This is a genomic window from Flavobacterium chryseum, assembly GCF_004362015.1.
Taxonomy (GTDB): Bacteria; Bacteroidota; Bacteroidia; order Flavobacteriales; family Flavobacteriaceae; genus Flavobacterium.
Genome location: NZ_SNWW01000001.1, coordinates 338,174 through 354,876 on the forward strand (window position 1 = coordinate 338,174; position 16,703 = coordinate 354,876).

Annotated in this window: 16 protein-coding genes; 5 read left to right on the top strand and 11 right to left on the bottom strand. The window is 30.2% G+C overall.

Annotated elements, in window-relative coordinates; genetic code table 11:
• Nucleotides 1-24: 24 nt before the first annotated feature.
• Nucleotides 25-630, bottom strand: a complete 606-nt coding sequence (locus tag EV143_RS01460; protein WP_133506212.1) for a DUF4254 domain-containing protein — start codon at nt 628-630, stop codon at nt 25-27.
• Nucleotides 631-743: 113 nt separating this feature from the next.
• On the opposite strand from EV143_RS01460, the gene upp reads away from it, so the two are divergent.
• Nucleotides 744-1,397 carry a uracil phosphoribosyltransferase gene (gene upp / locus EV143_RS01465; protein ID WP_133506213.1) on the top strand — a complete coding sequence of 218 codons (654 nt, stop codon included), beginning with the start codon at nt 744-746 and terminating at the stop codon, nt 1,395-1,397.
• Here the strand turns inward: upp and EV143_RS01470 are convergent.
• Entirely contained in the window at nt 1,392-2,321 is a 930-nt protein-coding gene (locus tag EV143_RS01470) for a DUF6427 family protein (protein WP_133506214.1), read from the bottom strand. The genes upp and EV143_RS01470 overlap by 6 nt on opposite strands.
• 138 nt (nt 2,322-2,459) lie before the next feature.
• Here EV143_RS01470 and EV143_RS01475 point away from each other — a divergent pair, with 138 nt between their 5' ends.
• Nucleotides 2,460-2,690, top strand: coding sequence for a DUF6341 family protein (locus tag EV143_RS01475; RefSeq protein ID WP_133506215.1), 231 nt, complete (start codon nt 2,460-2,462; stop codon nt 2,688-2,690).
• Here the strand turns inward: EV143_RS01475 and purD are convergent.
• Nucleotides 2,682-3,956: a phosphoribosylamine--glycine ligase gene (gene purD / locus EV143_RS01480; RefSeq protein WP_133506216.1), complete on the bottom strand. Its 1,275-nt coding sequence runs from the start codon at nt 3,954-3,956 to the stop codon at nt 2,682-2,684. The genes EV143_RS01475 and purD overlap by 9 nt on opposite strands.
• Nucleotides 3,957-4,091: 135 nt before the next feature.
• Between purD and EV143_RS01485 the strand changes: the two genes are divergently transcribed.
• On the top strand, nt 4,092-5,402 hold the full coding sequence (locus EV143_RS01485; RefSeq protein WP_133506217.1) for a phenylacetate--CoA ligase family protein: 1,311 nt from the start codon (nt 4,092-4,094) through the stop codon (nt 5,400-5,402).
• 52 nt (nt 5,403-5,454) lie between these two features.
• Here EV143_RS01485 and EV143_RS01490 read toward each other — a convergent pair whose 3' ends face one another.
• The gene (locus tag EV143_RS01490; protein ID WP_133506218.1) at nt 5,455-6,726 is read right to left on the bottom strand and encodes a C10 family peptidase; all 1,272 of its coding nucleotides are present in this window, start codon (nt 6,724-6,726) and stop codon (nt 5,455-5,457) included.
• 374 nt (nt 6,727-7,100) lie between these two features.
• Between EV143_RS01490 and EV143_RS01495 the strand changes: the two genes are divergently transcribed.
• Nucleotides 7,101-7,631: an ORF6N domain-containing protein gene (locus EV143_RS01495; protein WP_133506219.1), complete on the top strand. Its 531-nt coding sequence runs from the start codon at nt 7,101-7,103 to the stop codon at nt 7,629-7,631.
• Nucleotides 7,632-7,674: 43 nt separating this feature from the next.
• Here EV143_RS01495 and EV143_RS01500 read toward each other — a convergent pair whose 3' ends face one another.
• Genes EV143_RS01500 through EV143_RS01510 form a run of 3 tightly spaced genes read right to left on the bottom strand, consistent with a single transcriptional unit; the run spans nt 7,675 to nt 10,811 of the window.
• Entirely contained in the window at nt 7,675-8,442 is a 768-nt protein-coding gene (locus tag EV143_RS01500) for a glycosyltransferase family 2 protein (RefSeq protein WP_133506220.1), read from the bottom strand.
• Nucleotides 8,442-9,809 (bottom strand): undecaprenyl-phosphate glucose phosphotransferase, encoded by a 1,368-nt coding sequence (locus EV143_RS01505; protein WP_133506221.1) that lies wholly within the window; start codon nt 9,807-9,809, stop codon nt 8,442-8,444. The genes EV143_RS01500 and EV143_RS01505 overlap by 1 nt, the downstream gene beginning before the upstream one ends.
• 18 nt (nt 9,810-9,827) lie before the next feature.
• Nucleotides 9,828-10,811: a UDP-glucuronic acid decarboxylase family protein gene (locus EV143_RS01510; protein WP_133506222.1), complete on the bottom strand. Its 984-nt coding sequence runs from the start codon at nt 10,809-10,811 to the stop codon at nt 9,828-9,830.
• Between the two features lie 172 nt (nt 10,812-10,983).
• On the opposite strand from EV143_RS01510, the gene EV143_RS01515 reads away from it, so the two are divergent.
• Nucleotides 10,984-12,060 (top strand): glycosyltransferase, encoded by a 1,077-nt coding sequence (locus tag EV143_RS01515; RefSeq protein WP_133506223.1) that lies wholly within the window; start codon nt 10,984-10,986, stop codon nt 12,058-12,060.
• Here the strand turns inward: EV143_RS01515 and EV143_RS01520 are convergent.
• The 4 genes from EV143_RS01520 to EV143_RS01535 form a co-directional block, all read right to left on the bottom strand.
• The gene (locus EV143_RS01520; RefSeq protein ID WP_243739774.1) at nt 12,029-13,174 is read right to left on the bottom strand and encodes an O-antigen ligase family protein; all 1,146 of its coding nucleotides are present in this window, start codon (nt 13,172-13,174) and stop codon (nt 12,029-12,031) included. The two genes, EV143_RS01515 and EV143_RS01520, sit on opposite strands and share 32 nt — an antisense overlap.
• Nucleotides 13,175-13,304: 130 nt before the next feature.
• Complete coding sequence (locus EV143_RS01525) at nt 13,305-14,369, bottom strand: hypothetical protein (protein WP_133506225.1); 1,065 nt, start codon at nt 14,367-14,369, stop codon at nt 13,305-13,307.
• 10 nt (nt 14,370-14,379) lie between these two features.
• Nucleotides 14,380-15,684 (bottom strand): MATE family efflux transporter, encoded by a 1,305-nt coding sequence (locus EV143_RS01530; RefSeq protein ID WP_133506226.1) that lies wholly within the window; start codon nt 15,682-15,684, stop codon nt 14,380-14,382.
• Nucleotides 15,685-15,710: 26 nt separating this feature from the next.
• Nucleotides 15,711-16,703 carry a hypothetical protein gene (locus EV143_RS01535; RefSeq protein ID WP_133506227.1) on the bottom strand — a complete coding sequence of 331 codons (993 nt, stop codon included), beginning with the start codon at nt 16,701-16,703 and terminating at the stop codon, nt 15,711-15,713.

Genomic DNA, 16,703 nt, shown 5'->3' on the forward strand with positions numbered 1-16,703 from the left:
AATTTTATTGGACAATTTTGCCAATTATTTTTTGTTTTGATATAAAACAGGATTCAAATCATCGTCATTGTACATTTTCATTTGTTTGTACACTTTCATGAATTTTTCTCCATTTTCGATGTCAGAAAGCAGATCATCAATCGCAGTTGATAAATCGCTTCTTTGCTCTAAAAGAATATTTAATTTTTCCTGACATTTGTCTCTGTGTTCCTGAGAAGCTTCTGCACGAGTAGCTTCTTCTTGCATATGGTGAATTTTTAAAGCCAAAATAGACAACCTGTCAAAAGCCCAAGCCGGACTTTCAGAGTTTATTTTTGCTCCGTCTTTTGCTTTTACATCGCTGTATTTTTGCAAAAAGTAACTGTCAATATATTCAACCATATCTGTACGCTCCTGGTTTGAAGCATCGATTCTTCTTTTTAAAGTTAAAGCGGCTACAGGATCTATTTTCGGATCACGAATAATATCTTCAAAATGCCATTGCACTGTGTCAATCCAATTTTTTAAATATAGTAAATGTTCGAATTTATCTTTTGGATAAGGATTGCTTATCGGTTGATCTACATTATCAAATTGATGATAGTCTTTGATGCTTTGTTCGAAAACAGAATATGCTAATTTTGAAAACATGTCTTTATTTTTTATAGACACAAAGATACTTTTTATACTTTTATAGTGCGAAAAAATTGCTTAATTTTTCAATTGCAATATTTTGCATATACTAACAATTCTAAAATTTCATTATGAAAATTCATTATATATCTAAAAATAATAGCGTGTTGAATCATTTTTTAGGTCAAATCAGAAATATAAATGTTCAGGGCGACAGTATGCGCTTTCGAAAAAATATAGAAAGAATTGGCGAAATTATGGCGTATGAACTAAGCAAAGAACTGTCGTATAAAAATGTCGATATTCAAACTCCGCTTGGGATCAAAAAAACAACAGAAATAAATGATGATTTGGTTTTATGTTCAATTTTAAGAGCGGGATTACCTCTTCATAATGGTTTTTTAAATTATTTTGATCATGCAGAAAACAGCTTTGTTTCGGCTTGCAGGCATCATCCAAATAACGATAATGAATTTGAAATCCTAGTCGAATATCAAGCTCTTTCTAACATAAACAATAAAACAGTTTTGCTTCTTGACCCCATGTTAGCAACCGGTCAGTCTATAGTTGCAGTTCATGAAAAACTGGTTCAGAATGCTACTCCAAACGAAATTCATATTGTTGTTGTTATTGCTGCTCCGGAAGGAATTGCTCATCTTGAAAAGCATCTTCCCGAAAATTGTCATTTATGGGTAGCGTCTTTAGACGAAAAATTAAATGAGAAAAATTACATTGTCCCTGGACTTGGCGATGCAGGTGATCTTGCCTACGGAAGTAAATTATAACTGAGAGAAAAAAGTAAATAAACTACACGCTATAAGTACATAAAATACAATTTCGTTGTTTAGTTTTTGTTGAATGTATTCTACATGGCTTGAAGCCAACATGCTTAAAGGTGCAATACTAAATAACAACAAATCATTGCTTTTATTAGGTGAAACTATAAAAACGAGGGTTGCTATAAAAAAACACGCTACGATTTTTTTGTATGAACTATGAACAATTTGTGGTCTGTTTGATAAGGTTGTTAACATCGAAAAGACGAAAAATAAGGAAACGGCAACGTATATTGAAAGTGCTCCGTTTTCGTAATTATTTTTAAAATAATCAATATTAAAATTCATTACTGCTCGTTTTTCAAAAAACTCAATAGCATTTATATGAAAGATTAATGATATCAATATAAAAATAACGGCAACAGCCATAAGTGCTATAAAAGGCAAAACCCAATTTCTATAATCGCGCGAAACGTGAAAAATAATTGATATAAAAACCAATATCAGGAATAGTATACACCAAAATTGAAATAAAGAAGCTATTAAAATCCAAAAAGAAGCATCAAATATTTTTTCTTTTGAAGCTTTTAATGATTGTATAGAAATCAATCTTCTAAGTGCCAACAAAATAAAAAAGTTAGCATATATTACATTCGGATTATTAAATATCGTAGGGAAAAACAATATAAAAAGTAAATAGAAAAATATCGAATAACCGTTGTCTTTACTGAGTCCGTTCTTTTTTACGATGAAATTAATAAGGAAAAAAGAAGCAAATATAAAACACAGTAAACTCAATTTTTGAAACGTCAAAAAAGAAGAACTCATCCAGGATGAATCCTGAAATTGAAACAGAAAAAAGAAAACCAGTATTAAAATTACGACCAACGAATAATTTAATGGTGTAGATTTTCTAAAAACACTTGTTATCATAAGGATATTTTATACTTTTGTGATTGTAAATATAATACTTGTTTAAAAAGGAAAACCAACAAGTTGAAAAAAGATTCTATTAATAGATTTTGTCTTCAATGCGTTACAAAACAATAATAACATATAATTTTATAAATTATGACAGCTTTTTTTGAAGGAATACAATACTTATTCGTTAACATTTTATTTGCTCCACTTGACTTTTTACGTCGTTTAGAACCAGTTTCATGGTTTGCTGCAAGTACTATTAACTGGATTTTCATGATCATCTGTTCAGGCGCAATTGTTTATTGGATTAAACAATTACGCATTTTTGATGACGCCGGAACAGAAAACCAAGATACAACAGCTCACTCTTTTTTAAAGTAAGTCGAAGCCAATATCTTTTCTAAAATACATCTTATCAAAATTTAGTTTATCTATATTTTGGTAAGATTTTTTTATGGCCTGTTGAAAATCGTCTCCGTATGATGTTACAGTCAAAACACGTCCACCATTACTAACGACATTATTGCCATCTAATTTTGTTCCGGCGTGAAAAACTATAGAATCTGTAATATTTTCTAATCCCGTAATTACTTTTCCTTTCTCAAAATCTTCAGGATATCCGCCAGAAACTACCATAATTGTTGTAGCACTTCTAGTGTCAATTTCTAATTCGAAAGTATCTAATTTTTGATTTGCTACTGAAAGAAACAATTCAACCAAATCAGATTTTAATCTCGGTACTACAACTTCAGTTTCAGGATCTCCCATTCTTACGTTGTATTCAATAACGATTGGTTCATTTTTTACATTAATCAAACCAATAAATACAAATCCTTTATATTCGATTCCGTCTTTCTGGAAACCTTCAATTGTTGGTTTAACGATACGTGTTTCGATTTTTTCCATTAAAACAGCATCAACGTAAGGAACCGGAGAAACAGCTCCCATTCCACCTGTATTTAATCCTGTGTCGCCTTCGCCAATACGTTTGTAATCTTTTGCAGTTGGCAAAATTTTATAGCTTTTTCCATCAGTCAAAACAAAACAGCTTAATTCGATTCCGTCAAGAAATTCTTCAATCACCACTTTAGAACTTGCTGCGCCAAATTTTTGGTGAACCAACATATTTCTTAATTCAGTTTTAGCTTCTTCAAGATCCTGAATAATCAAAACTCCTTTTCCAGCTGCTAATCCGTCTGCTTTTAAAACGTACGGAGGTTGCAAAGTTTCTAGAAATTTACACCCTTCTTCAACTGTTTCAGCTGTAAAACTGTCATAAGCCGCCGTTGGAATATTATGTTTGATCAGGAATTCTTTAGCAAATTCTTTACTTCCTTCTAATTGAGCTCCCAATTTTGATGGTCCAATTACCGGAATATGTTGTAAACTTTCGTCATTTTTAAAATAATCATAAATCCCTTTTACCAAAGGATCTTCCGGTCCTACAACCACCATTTTTACATTTTCCTTAAGTACGAATGCCTTTATAGCATCAAAATCAGTTGGAGACATTGCAACATTTGTAGCAATTGCAGCCGTTCCCGCATTTCCTGGTGCAACAAAAAGTTTTTCGCAAAGTGGGCTTTGAATCATTTTCCATGCAAAAGCATGTTCTCTTCCTCCTGATCCCAATAATAAAATTGTCATGGTATAGTTGTATTTAGTTGTGGTGCAAAAATAATTGCTTTTGTACGTAAAAAATAATTAAATCTTAAAAAGTTCGTGATTCTTCTCTGTTAGTAGTTGGATAATATTATTTTTGAGGAAATTTATTCTCAAAAAATGGCATCACTTTTCGATCTTTCATTAAAATTAAATGGTTTTCCAATAAAGAAAGCTAAAGCAGAATTGAATCGAATTGTAAATTTATCCGAAGAAGAATATGCCGTTTTTCTTCAAAATAAAAAAGACGAAATTGTTGATTTCCATTTAAAAAACAACTCTTTTTATAATGGATTAGTTGGAAATAAAATAGCTTCAAATTGGGGAGATTTGCCAATTCTTAACAAACACAATTTACAAAAACCTCTCGAAGAAAGACTTTCAAAAGGCTACACTTTAAAAAATGTTTACCTCAACAAAACTTCAGGATCAAGCGGGACACCTTTTGTTTTTGCTAAAGATAAATATTCGCATGCTTTAACCTGGGCTTCGAATATTATGCGATTTGGCTGGTTTGGTATTGATTTTAACCATTCGTATCAGGCACGTTTTTACGGAATTCCGATGGATTTTATTGGATACCAAAAAGAAAGTTTTAAAGATTTTTTGAGTGGTCGTTTTCGATTTCCGGTTTTCAATTTATCTGATGAAATTCTGGAAAAATTTCTGGAAAAATTCAAATCGAAAAAATTCGATTATATCAATGGTTACACGAGTTCGATTGTTTTATTTGCTAAATATTTGGAACAAAAAAATATTGTTTTAAAAGAAATCTGCCCAACATTGAAAGCTTGTTTTGTTACTTCAGAAATGCTTTTTGAATCGGATAAAAAACTCTTGGAGAAACAATTCGGAATTCCAATTATCAATGAATATGGAGCATCAGAACTTGATTTGATTGCTTTTGAAAATACAAAAGGGGAATGGCAAATTAATGCAGAAACTCTTTTTGTTGAAATTTTAGATGAAAATAATAATGTTCTCCCTTACGGGAAAGAAGGCCGAATTGTAATTACTTCTTTATTCAATAAAGCAAATCCGTTTATCAGATATGAAATTGGCGATATCGGAATTTTAGATGAAAAGAGCACATTGCAAAAACCGATCTTAAAAAAATTAATTGGCAGAACTAATGATGTTGCAATCTTGCCAAGCGGAAAAAAATCTCCCGGATTGACATTTTATTATGTAACCAAAAGTATTATTGAAGATGACGGAAACGTAAAAGAATTTATCATCAAACAAATCAAAATAGATGTTTTTGAAATTGAATATGTTTCTGAAAATGAATTAGATTCTACTCAAATTCAGAAAATAAAAGAAGCTATTGAGTTGTATCTCGAACCCAATTTAAACTTTACATTTACCCGAAAAACAGTTTTACAAAGAACCAATCGCGGAAAACTAAAACAGTTTAAATCGTATTTATAAAAAATTTCAAGGACACAAATCGCGTCCTTGAAAAATTATAAAAAATGTTTTTTTATGGATTTCTTATATTAGTTACCATATCTGGTTTCCAATTATAACTATTTCCCCCTGGGTTAAAATTACCATTAGAGTAATTCCCATTATACGAACCGCTCCATCCCCAATTCATATGTAAATATCCATTGGTGCTAATTAAGTGTGACATTACTTCACCTGGTGTATTAGGATCTGGTATACATTCATAATATTCTATCTCGCCAACACCATCCACCACCCAGCAATGTCCTGACTTAGATCCAAAAATTAAAAACTCGGCTTTTTCAGAACCGCATAAAATAACTGGTCTGCCATAAGCTATTTCATATTTTACTGTTCCATAATTGTAACTGCCAAAATTAGTTGATGGATAACCCATATTACTAAAAGTTCTTCCAATATTATGACGATCGGCACTAGAACTGCTACATCCATAATTCATGTCTAAATTGTTAGAAAATCCTAAATTACGCATTAATCTAGACGTTTCAGACGTTCCTTGATAGTTGTACATCTGACTCCAATCATATCCAGATGGATATTCATGATATTTCATTACTTGAGCAACTGCAGTTGCAACACAACCTGTAAGTGGACGACCATTAGATCTATCGCTACAACCCATTGCTATTATAAATTCATTATAACCTTCTCCCTGTCCCCATTGAGTTTCGGTCAACGGGCCTACATTATAGAACACCATTGTCCTGGCATCACCATTATTACAGTCACCTTCATACGTATAATCAGTATAAGAAGGAACGCGTCCTTTATTTGTTTTTGTCGATAATCTTGAAGAGTTGCTATTGTATAACATATTTACATGATTGGAACTTAACCAAACTTTTTTCAAATCTGCGTTTTGTGCTTTTTTTTCTGATCTTATTCCTTTTAGCGATTGATCCATGTATTTCATCCATGTTATTAATCCTTCTGGTAAATCGGTAGTTTCTGTTGGAAAAGAGTTTTTGTCAGAATATGCAAGTATTGGCGATATCCTATTGTCTCCTGCAACAATTACAAATCCATCGCTTTCATAATTAATAATATACATAGATGGATTTTCCTCCGCTGTTTTTATTGGAAAAGCCTTCTTTACTTTCCTTTTTCCAAAGAATTTTCCATTCACATTCTTTAACGGAGGGGATTGAGTTTCTGCAATGAGAATAGCCTCCTCAATTGAAACATAATTTGTATCTACATTTTGAACTGCCAATTCCTCTGAATTTTGGCATGAATAGACGTAAAAAAGAACACTTAAACAAAAATATTTAACATACTTATTCATATTAAAAAGTTTTAAAGTTTTGTTAAAACTAATTATATTCGTGTTACTTTTTTTACTTTTTTAATTTAATAATATAAATTTAACATGGTTTTTTGAATAAAAACATTACAAATAAAATCTACTAGCTTTTTATTGTTTTTTTTATCTAAAAAAAGAAGTGAATTTTCTCGACACGAAAAATGAAAAACAGCAATAAATAAAAGGTGGATTTACAAATTAAACATGTTGACAGAATTGTTTTTTTAAGTCCATATTAACTTCTCTTTTACCCGAAAAACGGTTTTAGAAAGAACCAATCGCGGTAAACTAAAACAGTTTAAATCGTATTTATAAATATAAATAAAATCTTACATTTGTTTTTTAATTAAAAACTTATGGACGATCAATCTCTGCTTTCTGAAGAAACAGTTTCTAATAAAATATACTTTATCCGTGGTCAAAAAGTAATGCTTGATAGTGATCTCGCTTTACTTTATGAAGTTGAAACGAAAAGGTTAAATGAACAGGTAAAAAGAAATTTATCTCGATTTCCGGAAGATTTTATGTTTCAACTAACTGAAATTGAGCACGATTCTTTAAGGTCGCAAATTGCGACCTTAAAGAAAGGCAGAGGAACTCATCAAAAATATTTGCCATTTGCTTTCACAGAGCACGGCGTTATGATGCTTTCAAGTGTTCTAAAAAGCGACAAAGCAATTCAAACCAATATTCAGATCATGCGTATTTTTACGAAAGTGAGACAAATGCTTCTGGATACAACTGAAATTAAGGTTGATATTCTTCAGATTCAAAAGAAGTTAGAGAATCATGATAAAAATATTGAATTGGTTTTTTCTTATTTAGATGAATTAACTGAGAAAAAGGAAAACGAAATTGATAGAGTTAAAATTGGATATAAGAAATAGCTCCATACTTCTTTAAGGTCACAATTTGTGACTTTTAAGAATACTAGACTTTCTTTATATATTTTGATTTAATAATCAATTGAGTAAATAAAAACCGTGTCATCAAGAAAATGGAACTTACCAAATTAAAACCATGAAAATCTCTATAAACACCAAAATTGTGTTTTATTAATTTGAATTTTGAAGAGGAAATAGAATCTTTTCTTATTCTGTAAAAAGCTAAAGGTTCAGGAACTGGTTTTGTTACTTTAATCTGTTTTAAAATAGTGAGCCATAATCGCCAATCTTGTCTTTTTTCTGTGGCTTCGATTATAATTTTTCCGAAATATTCAGCGTCGTAAATAGCGGTTAAATTCCCAACATAATTGCAAAAAAACAATTGATTGTACGTTAAGTTTAATGGAGCTTCAACTCTTCTGTTTAGAGAATTTCCATCTTCATCGATGCAATCATAAAAACTAAAAGTGAACGGCAAATTGTTTGCTTTTAAAAACTGAATTTGCTTTTCTAATTTCGTCGGAATCCACAAATCATCGGCATCTAAATATGCTATATATTTTCCGGTTGCTTTTTCTAAAGCTACATTTCTGGCGAAACCATTCCCGGAATTTTTATCTAATTTAAAAAGTTTAAATCGATTATCTTTTTCAGCAAAAGCTTTAATAATTTTTACGGTGTCATCTGTTGATGCATCATCAACCAAAATCATTTCCCAGTTGTGATAACTTTGATCTAGTACAGATTGTAATGTTGCGCGGATGTATTTTTCGGCGTTAAATGTTGGCGTTATAATAGAAACTAATTCATTCATTAATATGCTTTTTTATCGCCTTTGAAGATGTTTATTACCGTTTGAGAAATTATTTTTAAATCTAAAATAAGAGACCAGTTTTCGATATAAAAAACATCAAATTTTACTCTGTTTACCATATCTCTTTCTGTCGTAATTTCTCCTCTAAAACCGCTAACTTGAGCTAACCCAGTAATTCCCGGTTTAACAGAATGGCGAATTATATATTTTTTTAACTTCTTTCCGTATTCTTTGTTTTGTGACCAAAGATGTGGTCTGGGACCAACAACAGACATGTCTCCTAATAAAACATTGATAAATTGTGGAAGTTCATCAATACTTGTTTTTCTCATGAATTTGCCAACTGAAGTAACGCGCGGATCATTTTTTGAGGCTTCTTTTTCTGTGGTTTTATTCACTTTCATAGAACGAAATTTATAACACACAAATTCTTTTTCATCAATTCCTGGTCTTCCTTGCCTGAAAAAAACAGGCCCCTTAGATTCTATTTTTATTAAAATTGCTAATAATAGACACAGCCATGATAATAAAAAAACAATTATAAAAATGGAGAATAAAATATCAAAAGATCGCTTTAAAATTTTAATTGCCGGTTCGTTCAGCATTGTTTGTTTCAAAGAAAGTACGGGGAAAAAATCGTAATAATCTATTTTCAAATTTTTAGAAAAAATCTCTTTTGTATCCGGAATAAATTTTACTATTTTATTGTTTTCATATGCAAAATCTATCAAGTCTCTCAAATATTTGTTTGATACTTCATGCAATGAACAATAAATTTCGTCAACCGAATTTGCAAGGACAAAAGGTTTTAAATCATCTAATTTTCCTGTAATCTCTCGGTTTTCTTTTTTATCCGAAAAATATCCCAGAAAACGATAGCCATAATCTTTTCTTGTTTCAAAAAGATCTTTTAACCTAATTGCTTCGGGTGTAAACCCAATAATTACGGCAACTCTGTAATTACTTCCTGTTATTATTCTATATTTCTTTAAATAAAAAAATAATGAAAACTTAAAAATAGTTACTACTATTATTACTGAAAATACAAATACTGCAATGGCATTTTCGCTGAAAACTGATTGTCTCGAAAATGGAAAAAAAGCAATTACAATTAAAAGAAACAAAATTGCCTGCCTGAATATTTTTGAAGCAATTACAATTGGCGGCGTAAATCTATAAATGTCGTAAAATTTTATAGAAAAGGCAATTAAAGCCCATCCTAAATATTCGTAAAAAACGAATGATAAAAGATTTGCAACCAATTCTTTAAACACGAAAAAACTCAAAACAGCAATTACCATCAGATCTATTAAAATACTAATGGGTCTGATATATTTTGAGTATCTTCCTGTTTGAAACACTGTCATAAATTGTTCTTTCTGATACTATTTTATGTAATTCGAAAAATCCTTATGTTCTTCTTTAGAAAGTTCTTCTTTAGAAAGCGATCTAAAATAATCGTATGTAATTTTCATTCCTTCAGATCGGTTTACTTTTGCTTCCCAACCCAACAATTCTTTTGCCTTTGTTGTGTCTGGCTGACGTTGCAACGGATCGTTTATTGGTAAAGGATGATATACTACTTTTTGATTTGTTCCTGTTAGCTTTATGATTTCTTCTGCAAAATCTTTGATCGTGATTTCGTCTGGATTTCCAATATTTACAGGAAACACATAATCAGAATGTAATAATCTGAAAATACCTTCGACCTGATCGTCTACATAGCAAAAAGAACGGGTTTGCATACCATCTCCAAAAATCGTTAAATCTTCACCGCGCAAAGCCTGGCCAATAAATGCAGGAATTACACGTCCGTCATTCAAACGCATTCTTGGACCATAAGTATTAAAAATACGCACGATTCTGGTCTCTACACCATGAAATGTATGATACGCCATTGTTATTGATTCCTGAAAACGTTTTGCTTCATCGTAAACACCTCTAGGTCCTATCGTATTTACGTTTCCGTAGTATTCTTCTGTTTGTGGATGAACCAATGGATCTCCATAAACTTCTGAGGTTGAAGCAATCAAAATCCTGGCTTTTTTAACTCGTGCTAAGCCTAATAAATTATGTGTTCCTAATGATCCCACTTTTAAGGTTTGAATCGGGATTTTTAAATAATCTATCGGACTTGCCGGAGAAGCAAAATGCAATATATAATCTAAATCGCCTGGAATATGAACGAATTTAGTGATATCATGATGATAAAACTCGAAGTGTTCTAATTTGAATAAATGCTCTATGTTTTTAAGGTCTCCTGTAATCAAATTATCCATTCCGATAACAAAATAACCTTCTTTAATAAACCGATCGCACAAGTGTGATCCTAAAAAACCTGCGGCTCCGGTAATAAGTATTCTTTTCATAGTATTTTTATTGAACCTTCTGTTTTTGCTAATAATTATATATAGCCACAAATGTAATAAAATATCTGACCTTTTAAATTGAGAAAAAATTATTACTAAAATATAGATTTAGTTTTTTTGTTAATTATTAATAGCTTTTATTCTATTTTTACGAAACTAAATTTTACTTGTTTTGAAAGTTGTACATGTTGTTGAAGCACTAGAAGGCGGCGTTTATACTTATTTTAGAGATTTGTCGACTTTCTTTGGTCACGAAGAAATAAATAGAACTTTTGAAACAACTATTATTTATAGCGCTAATAGAAACGGAGTTAGTTCTAAAAAAGTAAATTCTGAGTTTTCAGATGGCGTTAATTTGATTTCTATTAATATGGTTCGGGAGATCTCTCCTTTTCAGGATTTAAAATCTATTTTTAAATTAATTAAAGAACTACGCAAAATTAATCCTGATATAATTCATCTTCATTCATCAAAAGCTGGTGTTTTAGGCCGTATTGCTTGTTTTTTCTTATTCAGAAAAAAGAAAATTTTTTATATGCCCCACGGTTATGCTTTTTTAAGAACTGACATTTCCAAAACTTCCAGAAAATTATATTCTGCTATAGAGAAAAGTTTTCAGCGTTTATTTGGAGGAACAACAATCGCATGTGGAGATAGCGAATTTGAGATTGCAAAAAAAATAGGACCTTCAAAATTAATTAGAAATGGAGTTGATATTCCAGAGATTCGTCAACGATTTTCACCTCATCAAAATGCAAAATTAACCATCGGGATTGTTGGGAGAATTACAGCTGCAAGAAATCCTGAATTGTTTAATGAAATTGCTTTACGATTTTCTGATTTTGATTTTTTGTGGATTGGCGACGGAGAATTAAATTCCTTGATTACTGCTCCCAACATTAAAATTACAGGTTGGATTTTAGATAAAAACACTGTTTTTAAAGCGTTAAACAGTATTGATATTTACCTTCAAACATCACTTTGGGAAGGTTTGCCTATCGCGGTTCTAGAAGCTATGGTATTAGAAAAACCTGTAATTGCAACCAATATTATTGGCAATAAAGATGTGGTTTTACAAAATCAAACCGGCTTTTTATTTAACAATATTGAAGAATTAGATTCTTACTTTGAAATTCTAAAAGATCCGAAAACAAGATCTCTTTTTGGAAAAAATGCATTAAAAAGATGTCAGGATTTATTCGATAAAAATCAAAATTTTAAACAGCTTCTGCATCTTTATAAGGAATAAGTTTTTGCTGCAACCAATAACTGGCGAAAATTGAAGACCAAAATCCACTAAAGGCTATTCCATCAAAACGAAGCAAAAAATCATCTGTTAGGTTTGAAGTGAAAAATAGTATAAAAAAAGAAATTAGTATTGCATTTTTTAAATCGTAACCTAAAAATCCAATCGTAAACATATATAGAAAACCTACTATTGGGCCCAAAATTCCGAACTTTAATAAAAAATCAAGAAATTGGTTATGTGTTGCAAATTCATATTTAGCCAAAAAATGCTGATTCGTTTGTTTGTAATATTTTATTAATTCCGGTTTTCCGTCAGAAGCTCCAACTCCGAAAGGCAGATTTTTTAAAGACAATTCCCAAGCAGATTTCCAGGTTGAAAGTCTTGTCGCTAAAGAATTGAAAGCATAAATTTCCGGGTGGTCAATTTCATCTAATTTTCCCACTTTATCCATATAAGCAAAAGTTACTGTAGAATATTTTTCTTTCATGTATGGATTTTTTTGAATGAATAAAAACAAAATTCCACTTAATAAAATCAAAACGGTTATTGAAATTATTACAATTTTTTTTAAGTTGAATTTGTATTTTATCTCTAAAAAGAAAACAACAATAAATCCCATCAAAACACTCATTAATGCCATTCTGGTATTTACAAAAAGCACAAAGAAAAAGGATAAAAGAAAAATAATAAGCCGAAGAATTTTGATGCTTGTTTTTTCGTTTTTTTGAAAACTGTAAAAAACAAAATACAAAGCACAAACTGAAACAAATGCCAAATGCATGTTTAAAGCCGGTGCATGAATACCAATACTATCTGCAAATTGATATCCCATTTCAAATAAGTCAATTCCGTTAAGATATTTTGTAATTAATTCCGGATTGACAATGTTAAACCTGACAAAGAAAAACAACATTAAAACCGTTGTTGCAATACTATAAACCTGAATTAATTTTAAAAATTTTACACGTTGAAAATTTCCAATAATAAAAATTGGAAAAAGAAGTAAAGAAGTGCTTTTTTCTATCGCTTTTAATCCTTTAGAAAAAGAATCGTTGTTCCAAAAAAGTAATAATTCCAATAAAAGTGGTGAAGCAATACACGCTATTAAAATCAATGCGGTTTTTGTGAATCTGAGTTTTCGGGCAAAAATTAAACTAAATACTCCAAACAAAATTATAAGCAGCGAACATGGTTTTCTGAAAATCATCATAATGGCGATTAAACATAAAAACCCGTGGAATATTTTATTGAATCTGTTTTCGGAAATATTCATAATACAAAGCAAAATAAATTAATGGAAAAATGCCAATTTTATGGCGTACAGCTGTACCTAAATCAGGCTCAAAAACCCCTTGAACAATAAAAAAAGAAAAAATAATTAATAGTACTAAAAGTTCCTTTGGATACTTTTTTCTTTCTTTCAAACATTTTGAAAACCGAACCAATAAAATGTAAAACAATAAAAGCTGCCAGATTATAAAAATTATAATTTGAGGAGAAAAGATATGTTTTAAACCATTTAAAGGAACATTAACTGTAAAAAATCCGTAAAAAACACTAACCATTTCTCCATACCAAGTATCTGTTTTTACTGGAGAAGTAATCATAGAATTTGCATCTGCAGAACCTATTCGATCATTGTTTACGAGTTCCCGACTAATCTCAGAAAGATATTTTCCTTTTATGACACCATGGCTGAATGATAGAAAAAACGCAATCAATAAACCATAAAAAATTGTGGTTACCGTTTTGTTTTTAAAACTTATCAAACTAACTAAATACATTCCTCCACCTATAACAGGAATTAAAGCAATATAAGGACGATAAAGCGCTCCAAAAAACAACAATAATAAAATCGTGTAGGTAATTGTTTTTTTTAATGAAATTTCATGGCTTTTACACATAAAAACAATTGGACTTACATATAAAAAAGTAATAAATTCTTTGGATGGCATCGACATAAAAATAGCAATCATTAAGATTCCCATGTAAACCAAAATGTTTTTGACATTAAGTTTTTCAAAGTTATCCGGAATGCCTATTTTATATAAAATATACATCAAAATAGGAAATTGTATTAAGGCAATTACGGGCCAGGGTAAATAACGTAAACCGGATATTTTGTAAAGTAAAATCGTGATGGGATAACTGCCATGAAATCCAATTTCGTTTCCTTTATCATACGCAATAATTGCTGCGTCATAAAAAAATTTAGGAGGCAAAATAAAAAAAGCAGCAAACGCTACAATCAAATTGACTAGCGAAAGAAGTAAAAATGTAGCCGTGCTTTTTTTAATTGTATTTTGCATTATTTGACTTTTAATGTAAAAAAATTTTAATTCTATCTTTCTTATAAATAATAATCGCTGAAACTATATTCCAAAAAAAAGAACTCGAAACAAATGCAATTGCTGCCCCTATCATTCCATATTCAGGGATTAAAAATCGGTTTAAAGTAAAATTCAGAATTACAGTGACAATCAAAATGATTTGAAAAACATGCTGTCTTCCGGTCATATTTAGATACACTGGCGCCGAGCCAAATGCTGAACAAATTCCCTGCCCGATAATTAAAATTAAAAAAGCTTCTTTAGCCGCAACATATTGATGTCCAAAAAAAGACAAAACATATTCAGAAAATATACTGATTATAACTATTACAGGAAATGTTATTCCAAAAATTAAGCGGGAACTATTTCGTAAAATCTTAATTAATTCTACTTTGTTATGGCTTGAAAAGTATTCTGCAATTTTTGCCGAAAACGTAATGTTTATGGTTAAAATTATAACCGAAACTATTGTCATGATTTTTACTCCAACAGAGTAAAATGCTACCGTTTCATCATTTCGATATTTTTTTAAAAACATAATATCAAAACTCATTAATAAAAACATCGCCATCCCACTAATCGCGATTGGATATGATTTTAAAAACACTTCTTTATATGAAAAGTTTTCGGCTGATTTTATGACGGTTAATTTTCGGAAATAAATGAAAACATAAACAGTAGTAATGATCGAAAGCAGAACAAATCCGCCTAAAAAAACATCAACCAGATACGTTTCTTCGTGAAAATAAAACAAGACTACTGAACCTATAATTAAAGGAATATATTTTATTACATTCCTAAATAATTCTGCTACATATAATTTATCCAGAGCCCTGAAAATTTCTGTGTTTAGTGTTGCTATTCCGTAGAAAAACAAGGCTGCTGCCCCTTTTAGTAAAATCGAATATACCTCCTGATCTGAAAAATAATTATTGATTATATCTCTACTAATTATAGCTATGATCAACAATGCTATAATTGAGGTTACAAATAGCATTGCAACCATTTTTGTGTAAATTATTTTTAACTCTTCGAGGGCATTTTTACTTGCTAATTTGCCTTTGAAATATAAAATTGACTGATCAAAACCCAGCAGGCAAATACTGCCTATTGCTAATAAAAATGATCTTGCAAAATCATATTGTCCAACTAATTTAGGGCTGTATGATTTCGTTAGAAAAAGAGTAAAACCAAACAACAACAGAACTCCAAAAATCCTCAAAAGCAAAGTGGTAAAGCTTTGTTTTAAAAATGGATTTTGAGATAATTTTTCAAATATGTTATTGGTTTTCAATTGGTTTTTTATTAAGGAAATCTCTTTTAAATTGTTTTTGAATAATGAAGTGTATGTTGTTTTTTATAAAACTTAGAAAATAAACTAATTAGGACAAAAATAAAAACGAACAAAATTGGAAACAAAAATTTAAAATTTCCATTTGTAATTTTGTTGTCATTTATGTTTAATGTTGCATTAATTTCTTTAATTGTTTTATCAAAACTCACTAATTTCAATCTGTTCTTTCCCTGGTCAGTAATTAAATATTGTTTCGTTTTAATGATATCGTTGAGTTGTGTATTCTCATTGTAATAAACCAGTTTGTCATTTTTTGGTCCATTTTTTACATTTTTTGAAAATCCGCTTAAAACATTATCGATCTGAGCAATTATTGTATCATTCTGAGCAATTTGTTGCTCCATATTTTTGTAACCTATTTTTTGAATTTTATTAAAATATTCTGAACTATTCAGATATTTCAATAATGGTTCAACTACATCTTTTTCATTCGTTAATTTGTTCGAAACAAAAGAAATAGTATGAAAAGTGTAGTTTTTACTTGTTACGTTATCTTCTAAAACTTTTTTTACTTCGCCAACCTCAGCCATTAATTTTATAAGTTCGAAGTTTTGCTCTTTGTCTTCGATAAATTTATAAACGTCTGCAACTGGTTTGATTTCGATTTTTTTAATTGCTTTTGGATGTGAAATCCCAACTACATTTTTTAAGAAAATAGTATCTCCAGAAGCAATTTTTGCTTGTATTAAATCAATTTTAGAATACAAATAATCAACGCTTCCAAAATTTGGTGTGACAATAACCTGATTTTGAAATGATTTTTTATTGCTGTCTAAATACCATCCTAACCCGAATCCGAGTACAAGTAAAATTAAAACAACAATCCAACTTTTAACAAAAAACTGAATTGATCGAAAAACGGAACTATTAATACGATCGAAAAAATTACCAATGCTTTTTGAAAGTTGAAAAATATCAATTTCCTGATCTGTACTATTCTGGGGTACTTTTGTACTCAT